Source organism: Burkholderia sp. BCC1993, from assembly GCF_905339865.1.
Lineage (GTDB): Bacteria > Pseudomonadota > Gammaproteobacteria > Burkholderiales > Burkholderiaceae > Burkholderia.
This window is the reverse complement of sequence record NZ_CAJPGZ010000027.1, coordinates 31,102-48,773: the sequence shown is the minus strand read 5'-3', so window position 1 is coordinate 48,773 and position 17,672 is coordinate 31,102. Positions and strand designations below refer to the sequence as shown.

13 protein-coding genes and 1 pseudogene are annotated in these 17,672 nt (G+C 68.5%); 7 read left to right on the top strand and 7 right to left on the bottom strand.

The window, feature by feature from the left end:
* Positions 1 to 7 precede the first annotated feature (7 nt).
* Positions 8 to 1,930, bottom strand: a complete 1,923-nt coding sequence (locus tag U4Y91_RS34030; RefSeq protein WP_321808742.1) for an SMP-30/gluconolactonase/LRE family protein — start codon at positions 1,928 to 1,930, stop codon at positions 8 to 10.
* Between the two features lie 660 nt (positions 1,931 to 2,590).
* A complete protein-coding gene (locus U4Y91_RS34025) occupies positions 2,591 to 3,784 on the bottom strand; it encodes a porin (protein WP_321808741.1) in 1,194 nt (397 codons plus the stop codon).
* 261 nt (positions 3,785 to 4,045) lie between these two features.
* Between U4Y91_RS34025 and U4Y91_RS34020 the strand changes: the two are divergent.
* The 3 genes and pseudogenes from U4Y91_RS34020 to U4Y91_RS34010 form a co-directional block, all read left to right on the top strand.
* Positions 4,046 to 4,498: pseudogene (locus tag U4Y91_RS34020) on the top strand (GNAT family N-acetyltransferase); the annotation flags it as partial.
* Positions 4,499 to 4,604: 106 nt separating this feature from the next.
* The gene (locus U4Y91_RS34015; RefSeq protein WP_321808740.1) at positions 4,605 to 5,339 is read left to right on the top strand and encodes a metallophosphoesterase family protein; all 735 of its coding nucleotides are present in this window, start codon (positions 4,605 to 4,607) and stop codon (positions 5,337 to 5,339) included.
* A 52-nt stretch (positions 5,340 to 5,391) separates the two neighbouring features.
* Positions 5,392 to 6,003, top strand: coding sequence for an alpha/beta fold hydrolase (locus tag U4Y91_RS34010; RefSeq protein WP_321808739.1), 612 nt, complete (start codon positions 5,392 to 5,394; stop codon positions 6,001 to 6,003).
* Between the two features lie 61 nt (positions 6,004 to 6,064).
* Here the strand turns inward: U4Y91_RS34010 and U4Y91_RS34005 are convergent, their stop codons facing one another.
* Positions 6,065 to 7,387: an ATP-binding protein gene (locus U4Y91_RS34005; RefSeq protein ID WP_321808738.1), complete on the bottom strand. Its 1,323-nt coding sequence runs from the start codon at positions 7,385 to 7,387 to the stop codon at positions 6,065 to 6,067.
* Entirely contained in the window at positions 7,384 to 8,124 is a 741-nt protein-coding gene (locus U4Y91_RS34000) for a response regulator (protein ID WP_321808737.1), read from the bottom strand. Before U4Y91_RS34000 ends, U4Y91_RS34005 begins: the two co-directional genes overlap by 4 nt.
* A gap of 228 nt (positions 8,125 to 8,352) precedes the next feature.
* Here U4Y91_RS34000 and U4Y91_RS33995 point away from each other — a divergent pair, with 228 nt between their 5' ends.
* On the top strand, positions 8,353 to 8,943 hold the full coding sequence (locus U4Y91_RS33995; RefSeq protein ID WP_321808736.1) for a thioredoxin family protein: 591 nt from the start codon (positions 8,353 to 8,355) through the stop codon (positions 8,941 to 8,943).
* A 49-nt stretch (positions 8,944 to 8,992) separates the two neighbouring features.
* Here the strand turns inward: U4Y91_RS33995 and U4Y91_RS33990 are convergent, their stop codons facing one another.
* Complete coding sequence (locus U4Y91_RS33990) at positions 8,993 to 9,631, bottom strand: FMN-binding negative transcriptional regulator (RefSeq protein ID WP_321808735.1); 639 nt, start codon at positions 9,629 to 9,631, stop codon at positions 8,993 to 8,995.
* 126 nt (positions 9,632 to 9,757) lie between these two features.
* Here U4Y91_RS33990 and U4Y91_RS33985 point away from each other — a divergent pair, with 126 nt between their 5' ends.
* The 3 genes from U4Y91_RS33985 to U4Y91_RS33975 all read left to right on the top strand — a co-directional run bounded on the left by U4Y91_RS33985 (position 9,758) and on the right by U4Y91_RS33975 (position 14,152).
* On the top strand, positions 9,758 to 11,311 hold the full coding sequence (locus U4Y91_RS33985) for a PLP-dependent aminotransferase family protein (protein WP_321808734.1): 1,554 nt from the start codon (positions 9,758 to 9,760) through the stop codon (positions 11,309 to 11,311).
* A 97-nt stretch (positions 11,312 to 11,408) separates the two neighbouring features.
* Positions 11,409 to 13,607 carry a penicillin-binding protein 1A gene (locus U4Y91_RS33980; protein ID WP_321808733.1) on the top strand — a complete coding sequence of 733 codons (2,199 nt, stop codon included), beginning with the start codon at positions 11,409 to 11,411 and terminating at the stop codon, positions 13,605 to 13,607.
* Between the two features lie 98 nt (positions 13,608 to 13,705).
* The gene (locus tag U4Y91_RS33975; protein ID WP_321808732.1) at positions 13,706 to 14,152 is read left to right on the top strand and encodes a nuclear transport factor 2 family protein; all 447 of its coding nucleotides are present in this window, start codon (positions 13,706 to 13,708) and stop codon (positions 14,150 to 14,152) included.
* Positions 14,153 to 14,271: 119 nt separating this feature from the next.
* On the opposite strand, the gene U4Y91_RS33970 is transcribed toward U4Y91_RS33975, so the two are convergent.
* Together U4Y91_RS33970 and U4Y91_RS33965 are read right to left on the bottom strand one after the other, a co-directional pair.
* Complete coding sequence (locus tag U4Y91_RS33970) at positions 14,272 to 15,684, bottom strand: hypothetical protein (RefSeq protein ID WP_321808731.1); 1,413 nt, start codon at positions 15,682 to 15,684, stop codon at positions 14,272 to 14,274.
* Positions 15,685 to 15,987: 303 nt separating this feature from the next.
* Positions 15,988 to 17,406: an MFS transporter gene (locus U4Y91_RS33965; protein ID WP_321808730.1), complete on the bottom strand. Its 1,419-nt coding sequence runs from the start codon at positions 17,404 to 17,406 to the stop codon at positions 15,988 to 15,990.
* Positions 17,407 to 17,672 lie beyond the last annotated feature (266 nt).

Below are 17,672 nucleotides of genomic sequence, written 5' to 3'. Positions count from 1 at the left end.
TGCACGATCACGGATGCCAGCGATACACGACGAGGCTCGACCCGTTGTAGTTGTCCTTCGTGATCACGTATTCGCCGGTCGAGCGCAGGTACGCACGGATGCCGTACATCGAGTCGACGTCGTTGCCGACGTCCATCGCCGACGTGTTCGAGTTCGTCAGCGTGGTGACGAGGCTGCCGGTGTTCAGGTCGAACACGTCGACGTTCGGCACCGTGTGCACGTAGCCGACGAACAGGTAGTGGCCGGCCGCCGCCATCGATTTCGGATTCGCGCTCGTCAGGTTGATCGCCACGTTCGGCGTGCTCGTGTTGCCGGCCTTCCAGCCGCGATAGACCTCGATGTGCCCGTTCATCGCGGTCCAGTCCCAGCTGCCCGAGATGCCCTGCGCGAGGATCATCGTGTCGCTGTCGGCCTGGTAGATGATCCGCGTGAGCGGCAGCACGGTGCGCGGAATCGGAATCTGCACCGGCTTGCCCCATGTCGGCTTCCCGGCCGCGTCGAAACCCGTCATCGGATAGTGCGAGATGTTGTTGGTGCGATCGAGCCCGGCCCACACGTCGCCGTTGTCGTCGAGCGCGAAACCGGCCGTTACCTGCAGCGTCGTGTTGAACGGCTTGCCGGGAATCGAGCCGTCCGGAATCGCGATGTAGCCGCTCGCGCCGTTGAAGTGATAGACGTTGTAGTTGCCCGGGTTCTGCCCGGTCGCGACGAGCATCCGGGTGCCCCTTACCAGCGCGAGCTGGCCGAAATGCTGGCCGCGCTGGTAGTCGTTCATGTCGAGGCGCGGGTCCTTCGGATAGCTGAACGGATCGATCGTGTTCGCGACGAACGTGCCGCCCGCGGTGCCGGTGTACACGTTGTTGCCGCTGTAGAAGAACGCGCCGTCGGTCACCGGATCGGGCGCGGCGGCGCCTTCGAAGTTCAGCGCCTGCAGCTTCCATTGCAGCGCGCCCGTCGGGTTGTACGAATGCAGGTCGGTGCTGCCGTTGCGCCCGAGATCCCAGCCGCCGCCCCACGCGTTGTTCAGCACGTACAGGTTGCCGGCCGCGTCCTTGCCGATGCCTGCGACGCGCGTGAAGCGCTTGTCGCCGACCTGCCCCTTGATGCCCGACGTCGTGTCGAGATAGCCGCCCTGCACGCCGAACGTGCCGACCTGCACGGGCTGGCCCGCGAGCGTGTAGATCTTGATGTTCATGTCGGGGCCCTCGTCGCCCACCAGCAACTGCCCGCCCGGCGCATCGAAATACAGCGACGCCGGCCGCGCACGGGCCGCCATCTGGATCGTGTTCATCGCCGTGCCCGTCGGGCCGAACTGCGCGACGACGCCCGCACTCTTGCGCGCGACCCACAGGTTGCCGGCCGCGTCGAGCGCCAGCGCGCCGGGGCCCGATACGCCGATGTCGCGCTGCCACACGCCGTCCGTCGTGTAGACGCGCACGCGGTTGCCGTAGAAGTCGCTCACGTACAGCAGGTTGCCGGTCGTCGCGAGGCCCGTGATCACGTCCGCGTACTGGATGCCCGTCCACGTGCTGACCGGAATGCGCAGGTCGCGCTGGTTCGTGCTGCGGTTGTAGCGGCCGACCGAGCCGCTGCCGAACGTGCGGTTATAGCCGAGCGCGACGAACAGCACGTTCGCGTTGCCGGTGATCGCGCCGCCCTGGAATTCATCATGGATGCCGATCGTGCCGAGCGTCTGCCCGTTCTGGTAGATCGCGACGCCGCCCGCGTTCTCGTCCCAGCGCGACGCCGTATAGATCACGCCCTCGGGGGCGACCCACAGCGAGCGCGCGCCGTTGCCGACGTGCGCGGCGAGCGTGCCGAACGTGTTCGCGAGCCAGTCCGTCGTGTATTGCGCTTGTGCGTGACTGACCGGCGTCAGCATTGCCATGCACAACCCGAGCAATGCCGCGCGAATTTTTTTCGATAACATGAATGATGCTCCCGGACGATCGTTTTTCGACACTCTAATTCGCCGCGTATGAAATATTGGTGATTTTTTCAAAGACCGGTTCAATTGCGCTTCGAATTGTTCATTGCGTTCCTTTACCGCGCAACGCCGGCTGACTGAAGATCGACCGATCCGGAGGTCGCACCGCAGATCCCCGTCAGGCAGCGCTCTCGCGATCCGTTTTCTCCGGCACTTTATTCCGAATCGCCCAATACAAATACGTCATTTTTTCTGATTCTCGCGCATTGAATTTCCATTGCCGGCAAGTCGATTCAATTATTACAAATCGAAATTAAAATGAAAGAGAAAAAATATTGTCCGACGCATGCGACATCACGTCACCAGACGCGCAGGCCGCATACCGTATTGCCGGGAAATCGTGAATAAGTGAAATAAGACGATGCGCAACGGAATGCCGTTGCCGATGCAGGCGGCACGGAAGAGGTGCCGAGAATTCGGCGGAAGGAGACGCGGCCGCAGGTCAACCGGGAAGGCCGCACGCCGGCCGAACGTGAAGGCGATGCGCTCCGGCGCGGGCCGTCGGGCATCGCGCCGTCCGAGCCACCCGGATACGACAGGATTGGATATACGTCGCGCAGCCAGTGGCCCGCATCGAATGCGGGCCACTGGCTGCACATGACATCAGAACTTCTGACGCAGCCCGAGGCTGACGATCGCCTGCGATCGCGAGTCGGACGAGTGGCCGTTCGCCTTGTCCGACACCGATGCGGTCGCGGCCACCGGCCGGCCGAGCGCGTCGAGCGTCGTGCCCGACGCATGCTGGTACGCGCCGAGCAGGTACACGCTGGTGCGCTTCGACAGGTCGTAGACCGCGCCGAGCGTGACGTTGTGATACTGCGCGCGGTTGTCGATACCGTCGACGTCGCTGCCGCGCGTGTAGCTGTAGCCCGCGAACAGTTGCGTCTGCGGCTGCACGTTCCAGCGCGTGAACACGCCCGCGACGTTGAACGTCGCATGACCGCTGAACAGCGACTGGGCACCGCTGCGGTACTGCACGTTGCTGTAGTTCACGCCGACCACGGCCGGGCCGAAGTCGTATGTCGCGCCGGTCGCGATGATCTGCTGCGACTGCGCGCTCGCATAGCCTTCGTTGATCGACGAGTTGAACAGACCGTCGTCGGTGCTCCGCCACTTGCCGGCGGTCGGGTCGGTCGCGCCCGTCTTGCTGTTGTCCGAACGCTCGTAGCCGACGCCCACGCGCAGCGGCCCCGCCGCGTACGCCGCGCCGACGCTCCACGTGTTGCGCTGCTTCATGCTGCCCGGCTGGCTGCCGAAGCCGTACAGCGCGCCGAACGTGAAGCCCGAGTAGTTCGCGCTCGTGTACTTGATCGAGCTGTCGACGCGCGCGGTCTGGTCGAGGTCGTCGATGTCGCCCGGGTGCGCGCCGAAGCCGCCGATGAACGACGACGGGCCGACCGGGCTCACGAAGTCGTCGAGCGACGTGTACTGGCGGCCGAGCGTGACCGTGCCGTAGCGATCGCTGCCGACGCCGACGAACGCCTGCCGGCCGAACTGGCGGCCGCCCTGGCCCGACGTGCCGTTGGTGATGTCGAAGCCGTTCTCGAGCACGAACAGCGCGCGCATCCCGCCGCCGAGATCCTCCGCGCCCTTGATGCCCCAGCGGCTGCCGGACAGGTTGCCGGTCGTCAGGCCGACGTCCGAATGCCCGGTATAGGCGCCCGGCGAGCCGACCCGTTCGTTGCTGCGGTAGGTCACGCCCGCGTCGACAATGCCGTACAGCGTGACGGAGCTTTGCGCGGAGGCGATGCCCGCGAGCGAGAGCAGCAGCGGTGCTGCGATCAGTTGCTTGTTCATGGTTTTAGCGTCTCCGGGCGGTGAGCCCGTTGTTCTATGCGAGTAGCGCGTGCGGTCGGCGAGATCCGCCGGCATGGCGAGGCCGGCAGCGTCCGCACACGGGAATGCGCGCATGCGAAACGCGCGCGCGACGTCGCGGCCAGCATGCCCGCCGCGGCCGCCATGGTAGTTGGAACCGGTTCCGGTCGATAGCGCAATAATGAAAACAGCTTCTTGCCAAAATCGAGATAATCGGCCGCGCGGCGGACGTCCGTGTACAGCGCGTACCTGTCGAACCCCGACGTCGTCCGCCACACGAGCTGGAACCTGCATGCGCGCGACGATCTGCTGCCGCTGTTCGACGGCATCGAATCGGCTCATCCGGATTCGATCCGCCGCCTCGCGATCGTCGACGACGCGTCGGGCGTGCTCGCCGGGACCATCGGGCTGCATACGGTATCCACCGCGAACCGCTCGGCCGAGATCGCGTACGACCTCGCGCCGTCGCACTGGGGGCGCGGCATCGCGAGCGCGATGTGCGCGAGCGTCACCGCGTGGGCGTTCGCCGAAGGCGGCTTCATGCGTATCCAGGGCGTCGTGCTGACCAGCAACGCCGGCTCCGCGCGCGTGCTGCAGAAATGCGGCTACCGGTACGAAGGATTGCTGCGCGCATACCGGATGGTGCGCGGCGCGCCGGGCGATTTCGCGCTGTACGCGCGCCTCGCGACCGACTGACGGGCCGACGCGACGCGCGACATGCCGATCCGCGCGCCGTCGACGCGAATGGACGACCCGCGTCGAATTCGCGACAATCGCCGTTCCCCGCCTCGACTCCTTCGCCATGAAAATCGCCGCGCTGTCCGACATCCACGGCAACCTCGCCGCGCTCGACGCGGTGCTCGACGACGTGCGCCGCCGCGGCGCCGACGTGATCGTCAACCTCGGCGACATCGTGTCGGGCGCGCTCCATCCTGCCGCAACGGCCGACCGCCTGATCGCGCTCGACCTCCCGACCATCAAGGGCAATCACGAACGGCAACTGCTGACCGGCGATCGCGACATGATGCGGCTGTCCGACCGCTGGGCGCACGACACGCTGCGCGACGACCATCGCGCATGGATCGCCGCGCTGCCCGAGCGCCTGACGCTCGGCGACGATGTGCTGATGGTGCACGGCACGCCTGCCAGCGACCTCGTCTATTTCCTCGAGACGGTCACGCCCGACGGCTGCCGCGCGGCGACGCCCGATGAAATCGCGCAGCGTGCGGGCGACGAGACGGCTTCACTGATTCTGTGCGGCCATACGCATGTGCCGCGCCTCGCGAAACTCGACGACGGCCGGCTGATCGTCAACCCCGGCAGCGTCGGACTGCAGGCGTACGCGGACGATCTACCGCACCCGCACCGGATCGAAACGGGTTCGCCGCATGCGCGCTACGCGATGGTGTCGCGCACGCCGGCCGGCTGGCACGCCGAATTCCATGCGGTCGAATACGACTGGCATACGGCCGCCGCCACCGCGGCATCGCGCGGCCGCGACGACTGGACCGTCGCGCTGCGCACCGGCCGGTGCTGACGCATCGCCGCCTGCCATTCACCCGCTTCGTTCACCAGAAGACCGATCCGTCATGCCCGTTCCGTCACAACTGCTGTTCCTGCCCGGCGCATCGGGCAGCACCGCCTTCTGGCAACCGCTCGCGAGCCGCCTCGCGCATCCGGCCGAGCATCGGATCGTCGGCTATCCGGGCTTCGGCGACACACCGCGCGATCCGGCCGTCGACGACTTCGACGGTCTCGTGCGCCATGTGCTGACCGCAATCGACCGGCCGACCGCCGTGATCGCGCAATCGATGGGCGGTGTAATCGCGATGCGCGCGGCACTCGAACGTGCTGCGCTCGTCACGCACCTGGTGCTGACGGTCACGTCGGGCGGCCTCGACATGCAGGGGCTCGGCGCGCAGGACTGGCGCGCCGGCTTCGCGCAAGCGAACCCGCACTTGCCCGACTGGTTCCTGACGTTGCACACCGACCTGTCGCAGGACATCGGCCGCATCGCGCAGCCGACGCTGCTGCTGTGGGGCGACGACGATCCGATCAGCCCGGTCGCGGCAGGCAAACGCCTGCTCGAACGGCTGCCCGATGCACAGCTGCATGTGGTGCCGGGCGGCCGGCACGATCTCGCGGCCGTGCATGCCGAAACGCTCGCGCCGCTCGTCGACGCGCATCTGCAGCGCGTGTGACGCAGCCCGCTTCGACCCCGAAGCCCGCGACGCGCTTGACGCCGCATTACACGGCGTCGCGTCAGGTCGCGTTCACCAGCGTCAACCGCGCTTCGAGTCCGCCGCCGTCCGGCCGGTTGCGCAACGTGAGCGTGCCGCCCATCGCGAGCGCAAGCTGCCGCGCGATCGCGAGGCCGAGCCCCGTGCCGCCCGTCTCGCGATTGCGCGACGTCTCCACGCGCCGGAACGGTTCGAACACCGCGTCGAGCTGATCGTCCGGAATGCCCGGCCCGCGATCGAGCACCGCAATGACCGCGCCGCCGCCCGGCGCCGCCTGCACGTCGATCTCGGCCGCGCCCGCGAACTTCAGCGCGTTGTCGACGAGGTTGCCGACGATCCGGCGCAGCGCCTTCGGCCGCGTGACGAGCGCGAGCGGGCCGCCGCCATGCAGCGCGACGTCCTGCCCCGCATCCGTGTAGTCGCATACGATGCTGTCGAGCAGCGCATCGAGATCGATGCGGCGCGCGGCCTCTTCCGTGCCGTGCAGCGTGCGCGCATACGCGACGCCTTCCTTGACCAGATGCTCCATCTCGAGCAGGTCCTGGCGCAGCTTCGCGCCCTGCGCGTCGTCGTCCATCACGTCGACGCGCAGCCGCATCCGCGTGATCGGCGTCTGCAGGTCGTGCGAGATCGACGCGAGGATCTGCATGCGCTCGGCTATGTACTGCGCGATGCGGTCCTGCATCGCGTTGAACGCCCGCGCGGCCCGCGCGACTTCGGATGGCCCGCCCTCGTTCAGGCGTTCGCCCTTCAGGTCGGGGCCGAGCGCGTCGGCTGCCTGCGCGAGCTGCTTCAGCGGTCGCGTCGCGAGCCGCACCGCGAGCCAGCAGCACGCGGCCAGCACCGCGAGCTGCAGCGCGAGCACGACCGGCAGCCAGCCCGACAGCGGCACCGTCGACATCGGGTGGATGTCGATCGTCAGCGGCGAGCCGTCGGTCAGGCGCAGATGCACCTGCAGATGCTCGCGATCGCCGGGGATCGCGTTCGCCGTCAGCGGATAGTCGCCGCCGATGCCGTCCGAGATCGAACGCTCGACGCGCGCCGAGAGCCGCGCCTCCGGCGGCGTGCCCGTCTCGCCGGGCCCGAGGATGAACGCGTAGCTGCGCCGTGCGAGCCGCGGCAGCCACGCGGCACGCTGGTCGGGCGGCAGGTGATCGAGCAGCGCGACCGAACTCGCGACCTCGCGTTCGATATAGCCCATCATCAGGTTGGTGGTCGCCTGGTCGCGCTCGGTGACGGTGAGCCAGAACGACAGCGTCTGCGCGAGCGCGAGGCCCACGCACAGGATCAGCGCGAGCCGCGCGAACAGCGAGCGCGGCCAGTGCCACGGGGTGCGCGCGCTCATGCGTCGCCTTCGACCGCGGTCACCACCGACGAGAACACGTAGCCCTCGTTGCGCAGCGTCTTGATGTAGCGCGGCTCGCGCGCGCCGTCGCGCAGGCGCTGGCGCAGCCGGCTCACGAGCAGGTCGATCGACCGGTCGAACGGATCGGACTGCCGGCCCTGCGTGAGGTTGAGCAACTGGTCGCGCGTCAGCACGCGCTGCGGATTGTCGAGGAACACGCGCAACAGCCGGTATTCGGCGCCGCTCAACGCGACCAGCGTGCCTTCGGCGTCGAGCAGGTGGCGCCCCGTCGTGTCGAGCCGCCATTCGCCGAACGCGAGCATCGCGGCCGACTCTGTCACCTGCATGCCGGGCGGCAGCATGCGCGCGCGGCGCAGCACCGAGCGGATCCGCGCGAGCAGCTCGCGCACCGCGAACGGCTTCGCGAGATAGTCGTCGGCGCCCATCTCCAGACCGATGATGCGGTCGGTTTCCTCGCCGCGCGCGGTCAGCATCAGCACCGGCACCGTCCGGAACCTGCCCGCGCGCAGATCGCGGCACAGCGTGAGGCCGTCCTCGCCGGGCATCATCAGGTCGAGCACGATCAGGTCGGGCGCGCCGTCATCGAGCACGTTGCGCATCTCGCGGCCGTTCGCGGCGAGCGACACGCGCATGCCGTTCTTCTCCAGGTAGTCCGCGATCAGTTCGCGGATCGCGCGATCGTCGTCGACGATCAGTACGTGGTCGATCTTGTCCATGGGTCGGTGTCGTTGGCGTGATGTTCCGGCTGGCGATGTCCGCTTTTATACCCCACTGCGGGCACGCGTTTGTATCCCAATGTATCGCGCCGCCGTGACGACACACAACATTGCACGCGCGCGGCTTGCCGGACACATCGCAGATACGTCGGCGCGGCCCAATGAGGGCTGTCGAAACCTGTCCGGCCGCCGCCCTCGCGCGGCGGCCGGCCGAACCGGAGAACCGCCATGCCGACCAGACTCAAGACCGCCGCCCTCGTGATCGCCCTCGCCGCCACGGCCGGGCTCGCCGCGTTCGCCGGCACCCGCGACGACGCGGACATGACCGCCTCGCTGGCCGGCACGCCGGCGCCCGACTTCACCGGCATCGAGCGCTGGCACAACAGCGCGCCGCTCAAGCTCGACCAGCTGCGCGGCAAGGTCGTGCTGGTCGATTTCTGGACGTACTCGTGCATCAACTGCATTCATACGATTCCGTACGTGAACGACTGGTACCGGAAGTATCGCGACCAGGGGCTCGTCGTGGTCGGCGTCCATACGCCCGAGTATCCGTTCGAACGCGATGCGAAGAACGTCGCCGATGCGGTCAAGCGCTTCGGCATCCAGTATCCCGTTGCGCAGGACAACCGCTACGACACGTGGCGCGCGTACGGCAACCAGTACTGGCCTGCGCTGTACCTGATCGACGCGAACGGGAAGGTCGTCTATACGCGGTATGGCGAGGGCGGGTATGACAAGACGGAAGCGGCGATTCGGGGAGCGCTGGCGCAGGCGGGGGAAGGGACGACGGGGACGAAGGGCGCGACGCGTACGCAGTAGCGTGCGCCAGCGGGGGCGCGCAATGCGCCCCCGTGCGATTCACCGTGACTCATCCGCGCTTCGCGTCGGCTTCCGCCAGCATCGCCTCCCCGATCGCGAGATTCCCGTCCGCGATCAGCGCGTCGCCCGCGCCGCGAATATCGTCGACCGCCTTGTTCTGCCCGAGCTTGCGCTTGCCGACGAGCCGCGTGATCTCGATCTGCAGCCCGACGATCGACTGCAGCATCGTGTCGAGATAGTCCTTCGGCGCGTCGGCCATCTTCCACGGCGCCGGCTGCGACGCCTCGTGCGTGCGCGTCAGCCGCGCGACCACGCCGCGCACGAACTTCTCGTCGTCGCGCACGGTGATGCGGCCGTGCGCATGCACGACCACGTAGTTCCACGTCGGCACCTGCCGATGCGCGACATGCTTGCTCGGGTACCAGTTCGGCGAGATGTACGCGTCGCCGGCGCGGAAGATCACGAGCACCTCGTCGCCGTTCGCGACGTCCTGCCAGACCGGATTCGCGCGCGCGACGTGCGCATGCAATTCGCCGAGGCCGCCGTCGCCCGGCAGCAGTTCGAACGGAAAGTGGTTCGCGTCGAGCCCGCTCTTCCCGCGCGTGACCAGGGTGCCGAACGGATGCTGGACGATCAGTTCGCGCAGCACGTCGGGACGGGATTCGGCGAAATCGGCGGGGACATACATGGCGGCTCCACGGTCGGACAGGGTTGGGAGGAAACGGGTCGGAACCGGCCCGTCATGCCCCGATTGTGATCGCTAACTGGTTTATTCTGTAGAGCCGGTTTAGAACATTTTCAGCAGACCAGAATCATGGCCAGAACCGCCCGGATCGTCGAAATCCCGTCGCTCGGCGCGCTCGACCGCGCGGCCGGCGACCTGAGCCGCCAGCTCGCGCAGGCGTTGCGGGACGCAGTGCGCCGCGGCGACGTGCGGCCCGGCGACACGCTGCCGTCCACGCGGCTGCTCGCGGCATCGCTGCAGGTCGCGCGCGGCACCGTCGTCGACGCGTATGCGCAACTCGTCGCCGAAGGCTTCCTGGAGTCGCGCGGCGGCGCCGGCACGCGGGTCGCGAACGCGCTGGCCGAGCCGTCGCCGCCGGCTGGCGCACCGCCCGCCGCCCGCCAGCGCGCCGCCCATGCCGGCCTGCCCGAACCGGCCGCGACGTTCGCGCGGATCGCCCGCGAATTCCGCCCGCTGCCGGCCGCGCCGTTCGCGATCTCGGTGCCGGTCGGGCTCACCGCGCCCGACGACATCTGGCGCCGGCTCGGCAACCGCCTGCGCGCCCGCGGCGCCGGCGCGCCGTCCGGTTATGCGGATCCGCAAGGCGCGCTGCCGCTGCGCGAAGCGATCGCCGATTACGTGCGCCGCTCGCGCTCGGTGCGCTGCAGCGCCGAGCAGGTCGTCATCACGAGCGGCACGCAACAGGGGCTGCACCTCTCGAGCCAGGTCCTGCTCGGCCCGAACGATCGCGCGTGGGTCGAGAATCCCGCCTATCGCGGCATCACCGCGCTACTCGAGAGCACCGGGCGGCGCGACGCGATGGTCCGCGTGCCGGTCGACGCGGACGGCATCGACGTCGAGGCCGGCATCCGACTCGCGCCGGACGCGCGCGCGGCGTTCGTCACGCCATCGCACCAGTATCCGCTCGGGATGCCGATGAGCATGGCGCGCCGCAACGCGCTGCTCGGCTGGGCGCGCGCGCATCGCGCATGGGTGGTCGAGGACGACTACGACAGCGAGCTGCGCTACGAAGGCTATCCGTTCCCGTCGCTGCAAGGCCTGGATCCAGACCACGTGATCTATCTCGGCACGTTCAGCAAGATCCTGTTCCCGTCGCTGCGGCTCGGCTACGTGATCGCGCCCGCCGAGCTCGTGCCCGCGTTCTGCGGCGCGCGCGTGCTGATGGATCGCCATGCGCCGACCGCCGATCAGCACGTGCTCGCCGCCTTCATCGCGGAAGGTCATCTCGACCGCCACATCCGCCGCGTGCGCGGCGTCTACGCGGAACAGCGCGCGCTGCTGATCGACACGCTCGGCGCGCGGCTGCCGCGCGAGCGCGCATGGGTGCAGCCAGGCGATCAGGGGATGCACGTCGTGCTGTGGCTCGCGGAAGGGATCGACGATCTCGACGTGGTGGCGCGCGCCGCGCAGGCCGGCGTGGCGGTGCGCGCGGTGTCGCCGATGTTCGCGCCGGGCACCGCGCGTCCGGGCCTCGTGCTCGGCTTCGGCGGGTTCGATCGCGCACGGATGGAAGCGGCCGCGCAGCGGCTCGCGGATGTGGTCGGCGAAGCGGCCGGCGTCGATTCATCGGAGGAATCGCGGCGGCGCATGCGACCAAAGGTTGTCCGCGGGCAACAAACGTAATCGTCTGTAACGGCTGCAAGAAAACCGGCGTTTTGGCCACAGGTGACGCTGCGCGGTTTGCTAGGATCGCGCCTTTTCCGCTCGCGCTCCTGCCGCCGTGAATCGCTTCGTGCCGTATCTTCGAGATCTGTGGCTTCGCTGCCGTACCGGCGCCCGCGCGCTCGGCGCCGGCGCGTGGCATCGCCTGCGCCATCCGACGCGCCGCGGCGTCGCGCTGACGCTCGCCGCGATCCCCGTGCTCGGCCTGCTGGTCCTGCTCGCGTTCGTGCCGTTTACGCCGAGCATCGGCGACATCCGCAAGGCGCGCATCGACCGTCCCGCGCGCGTGCTGTCGGCCGACGGCCAGCTGATCGCCGAGTTCCGGCCCGTGAACCGCGAATGGGTGCCGCTCAAGCAGATCTCGCCGCACATGGTCGACGCGCTGATCGCGACCGAGGACCACCGCTTCTACGCGCATCACGGCATCGACTGGCGCCGCACGCTCGCGGCCGGGCTGCATACGTTCTCGGGCAGCCGCCAGGGCGGCTCGACGATCACGCAGCAGCTCGCCCGCAACCTGTATCCGGACGAAGTCGGCCGCGCGCCGACGCTCACGCGCAAGGTGAAGGAGCTGATCACCGCGTTCAAGATCGAGATGGTGTACAGCAAGGCCGAGATTCTCGAGACTTACCTGAACACCGTGCCGTTCCTGTACAACGCGTACGGCGTCGAAATGGCCGCGCGCACCTATTTCGGCAAATCGGCGGACCAGCTCGACATCGTCGAAAGCGCGACGCTCGTCGGAATGCTGAAGGGCAACAGCTACTACAACCCGGTGCTGAATCCGGAGCGCGCGGTCCAGCGCCGCAACATCGTGCTCGCGCGGATGGCCGCGATGGGCATGCTGTCGCCGCGGCAGCTCGCGCAACTGCAGCGCCGCCCGCTGCGCGTCGACTTCGAGCCGCAGACCGCGCAGCCGGGCCCCGCCCCGCACTTCGCGGTGCAGCTGCGCAAGTGGCTGATCGCCTGGGCCGACCGCAACAACTACGACCTCTACTCAGACGGCCTCGTCGTGCGCACGACGCTCGATGCGCAGCTGCAGGACATCGCGACGCAAGCGCTGACGCAGCAAACCGATCGCCTGCAGGCGATCGCCGATGACGCGTGGCACAACCCGTCCGGCTGCGGGCTGCGCAACGACCTGTTCCGCGGCTTCATCCGGCAGACGCCCGACTATCGCGACGCGCGCGCCGCCGGGCTCGCCGACGCGGCGGCGCTGAAGCAGCTCGGCGCGAATCGCGCGTTCGTGCGCGCGTTGTGCGAGCGCAAGACGCAGGTACAGGCCGGCTTCGTCGCGCTCGATCCGCGCAACGGCGCGATTCGCGCGTGGGTCGGCAGCCCCGACTTCGGCAGCGAGCCGTTCGATCACGTCGTGCAGGCGCGGCGCCAGCCGGGCTCGACGTTCAAGCCGTTCGTCTATGGCGCCGCGTTCGCGGACGGCATGCAGCCGGGCGATACGTTCGTCGATCGCCCGGTGGCGATCCCGATCGGCGCGCACGCGGTGTGGCGCCCGACCGATGCCGAACCGCCGACGGACGCGCCGATGACGCTGCGCGACGCGCTCGCCCTGTCGCGCAATCGCATCACCGCGCAGGTGATGCAGCGCGAAGGCGCGGCCAGGGTCGCACAGCTCGCACGTGCGATGGGCGTGCGCGAAAGTCCGCTCGACGCGGTGCCGTCGCTCGCGCTCGGTACGAGCGCCGTCACGCTGAAGGAAATGGTGTCCGCGTACGGGACGATCGCGAACCGCGGCGTGTACGTCGCGCCGCAGATGATCACGCGCATCGAGGATCGCGACGGCAAGGTGCTCGCCGCATTCGGCAGCGCGCCGCCCGAACGCGCGATGCCGGTGGCCGCGGCACAGACGCTGGTCGACGTGATGCGCAGCGTCGTCGATTACGGGACCGGTGCCGACATCCGCTCGCGCTACGGGATTCGCATCGACGTCGCGGGCAAGACCGGCACGACGCAGGACAACACGGACGGCTGGTTCATCCTGATGCATCCGCAACTGGTGGCCGGCGCGTGGGTCGGCTTCGACGACGGCAACGTGACGCTGCGCAGCGACTACTGGGGGGCGGGCGCGCACAGCGCGCTGCCGATCGTCGGCTCGTTCTACGATGCGGCGCTGCGTGCGCGTGCGATCGACCCGCACGTGCAGTTCTCGCCCGACTTCCGGCCGCGCAGCGCGCCGGCGCCGGCACCGAGGCGGCGTCCGCATCCGGGCCTGTTCGACTGGCTGAAGATCTTCCGCTGAGCGCTGCACGACAAAGACGCTTCGTCCACCCGGACGAAGCGATCCCGGCACGCACCGCGCATCATCGACGCAACCCGTCCATCGATGCCGGAGGCCGCATGACCCACAGCGCTGTCCAAATCGCGAACCTGCTGTACCGCTACGCGGAGTTGCTCGACGCCGGCGACCTGCCGGGGATGGCGGCGCTGTTCCGGCATGCGCGGATCAAGGTCGAGGAAGAGGCGCCGACGATCGGCGCCGATGAATTGCTCGCGCTGTTCGACGCGCGCGTGAAGCGCTACTCGTGCGGCACGCCGCGCACGAAGCATGTAATCACGAATCCGCTCATCGAGATCGACGAAGCCGCGCATCGCGCGACGGCACGCTCGTACTACACGGTGCTGCAGGCCGTCGACGGCCTTGCGCTGCAGCCGATCGCGGCGGGCCGCTATCACGATGCGTTCGAGCGCGTCGACGGAACATGGCGTTTCGCGTTCCGCGACTACACGCTGTTCGATTTCGCGGGCGACCTGCGTCGCCACCTGAACGATGCGCCGGCCGGTTGACGCGCCGGCCGGCGAACGTGGCCGGCAACGCGCTCAGGCCGCCACGAGCGTCGCGGCCAGTGCGTCGAACTCCAGCGCCCACGCCGCGCGCCTTCGTCGCGCCGGCGGACCGGCTGTCGTCAGTCCGCCGTGTCGCCGCTCTTCGGCAGCTTCGACCATGCGTTGCGTCCCGGCGCCGGCGACCATGCCGGACGCGTCTTGCGCGTGCTGTCGATCACGACCAGGTAGCGGCCGGCGATCGGCGTGACGTCGCGATCGCGGCGCAGCACCCACAACGACTTGCCGTCCTCGACGCGCGCCTCGTAGTCGTCGTCGAGGATGCCGTGCCGGTCCAGGAACGCGTTCAGCGAAGCAGGAATCCGCACGCAGCCTTTCGAGTGCCGGATGCCGAGCAGCGGCTCGAGGCGATCGGGATCGGTCGCGTGCATCTGGAAGCGCATCGGCGACTTGCCGCCCTTGCCCCAGCCGCGCTCGCCGTCCACCCAGCCGAAGTCGTAGATGCGCATGTCGCGTTTGCCGTAGCCGCGAATGCCGTTGTCGTTCGTCGTGCCTTCCGCGCGGAAATCCATGTTGTCGGGCGAGTGGTGGAACACGCCGAGCGGCGTCAGGAAGTGATCGTATTTGCCGGGCCAGCCGGTGCCGACCGGCGACGCGCCGATCATCAGCCACGCATTGGACGGCGTCGCGCGGAAGTAGATGAACAGCGCCTGCACGTTCGGCGCGCGGTCGACGATCGCGACGTATTCGCCGGCCAGGTCGTCGAGGTCCGCATCGGCGAGCGCCTGCTGAAGGCGGACGCCATACGTGCGCTGCTCGTTCGCGGGCACGTTCAGGCGTCGCGTGACTTCCTGCGTGAAGCGCTTGCGCATGTCGATCGCACGCGCGGTTGCGCTCTTCGCTTCGTCGGCCGACAGCGGCGGATGCCGGCGCGGCGGCGTCGGTGCGGGTGCTTCGGCTTCGCTTGCCGGCGTGCCGGATGCTGCCGACGCAGGCGATGCAGGCGATGCCGCGGATGCTGCCGATGCGGCGGAAGCCGGGGATGCCCCCGATGCCCCGCTGGCGGGCGATGCATGATGCGCGGCGGATGCCGCGAATGACGGTGCGACTTCCGATGACACATGCTCCGGCGAAGCCGGATGCGCGGCCGAAGCCGCAGATGACGACGCGACTCGCGACGACATATGTGCCGACGAAGCCGGATGCGTGGCCGAAGCCGCGGACGACGACGCGACTCCCGACAGTACGTGCGCCGGCGAAGCCGGATGTGCGGCCGAAGCCGTTGATGAGGATGACGTAGCAGTGGCCGACGGCACGCCGGACGCGGCAATGGCGGGCCGCGCGACAAGCACGGAGATCGGGAGAACGGCCGCGAGCCACACATACGTGGCGACTGCGAGGGCACGGCCACGCGGCTTGGGCAACTGCCGCGTCAGGTCGGAGAGCGTCATACGATCGAAGCCATCGGCCGATCCGGCCGCCGCACATCGCGAACGGCGCATCTTCCGCACGAGCCATCGACACGCCGGAGGCATCGCGGGCGCCCGGCGCCGACGCCTCTTCGCGGCGGAGCCGTTCGCGAATGCAACGCGTTCGGTCCGATGGCGGCTAATGAGTCGTCAGGTCTTTCATTCTACTCGCGCGAACAACGATCGGCTGGGCCGAATCCCCGGTTTTGCAGCGCTTTTGCGCTTCGTCACGCTTTGTTTCAACTCGTTGCCGCATGCTTCGCCGCCGCATGGCTGGTTGCTTCGCCGGGCGTTTTCGGCCACATGAAACCGCGGGAATTCACCCGCGTGCCGCACGCGACGCGCGGCACGCGAGCGCGCAACCCCCGTCTACTTCGAAATGGTTTCGAGCGCGATGCCTTTGGTGCGCGGCCCCATGAACCCGATCGCCGCCATCACGATCACCATCGCGCCGGCGATGAACGCGAACACGCCGAACGTGCCGAAACCCTTCAGCACGGCCGCGATCACGAACGACGAGAAGATCGCCGAGAAGCGGCTCCACGAATAGACGAAGCCCACCGCGCGCGCGCGGATCGACGTCGGGAACAGCTCGGCCTGATACGCGTGGAAGCTGTACGACATGATGTTGCTCGCGAGCGTGAGGCCGATGCCGAGCACGATCAGGAACGCGCCCACCGTCGTCTGGCTGAACAGCAGCCCGCAGACGACGATCGCCGCCGCCATCGCGACGATCACCGACTTGCGCTCGAAGCGGTCGGCGATCACGAGGCCGATCAGCGGGCCGATCGGAGCCGCGAGCGCGATCACGCTCGAATACATGAGACTCGACGTGATCGTGATGCCCTGCTTGATCAGCAGCGTCGGCACCCAGTTCGCGAAGCCGTAGAAGCCGACCGTCTGGAACACGTTGAAGATCGTCATCATGATCGTGCGGCTGCGATACGGCGGCACCCACATGTCGCGGAAGCTGCCGCGCGGCGGCACCGGCTCGGCCGGCGCGGGCGGCGGCAGCGGCCGGCCGTATTCGGCTTCGACCTTCGCCTCGAGCGCGCGCATGATGCGGTCGGCTTCGTCGACGCGGCCCTGTTGCGCGAGCCAGCGCGGGCTCTCGGGCAGCGCGCGGCGAATCCACCACACGAACAGCGCGCCGTGCGCACCGATCAGCACGACCCAGCGCCAGCCGTCGAGGCCGATCGGTGCGTGCGGCACGAGCAGATACGCGAGGAACGCGACCACCGGCACCGCGACGAACCCGACCGCCTGCTCGCACGCGAACGCGCGGCCGCGGATCTGCTTCGGCACGAGTTCGGAGATGTACGTGCCGATCGTCACCATCTCGACGCCGAGGCCGAGACCAACGACGAAGCGCCAGAAGTTCAGCCCGCCTGCCGTGTCCTGGAACGCCATCACGACGTTGGCGGCCGTGTACCACAGCAGCGACCACGTGAAGATCGCGCGGCGGCCGAAGCGGTCCGCGAGGAAGCCGCATGCGATCGTGCCGATGAAGAGGCCGGAGAACAGCGCGGCGATGAAGCTCGCGACGCCCGTGGTGCCGAACAGGCCGTGCGTCGTCGCGGACAGGATCCCGCTTTTCACGAGGCCCGGCGCGACGTAGCCGCTGTACAGCAGATCGTAGAGTTCGAAGAAGAAGCCGAGGCTCAGCAGCACGACGAGCTTCCAGACGCTGCGGGTCGGCGGCAGGCGGTCGAGGCGGGCTGAAATCGAGCCGGCGTCGATGGAAGAGGACGAGGTGGCTGCCTGGGGAAAGCTGTCCGTTGAGACCATCTGGGTCGTGTCTCCTGATCGTGTCGTGTGTTGTTGTCCGGCGGCCGACCGGCCCGGCCGCCGTCGGGCGATTCGTCGCATTGTACCGGCACGCCGCGCGCGCCGCGTCGCGTGGCGAACCGGTTCGGACACCCCACTTTCGCGCCGGACAATGTGTAACTTGCGTAACTGTCTGTCGAATCTGTAAGGTTCGAAGGCATCGCGATCGTCTGCCACTGACGCGCATCCGAAACCGGCACGGCCCCGTCTGCAAGGGGCCGCCGGGC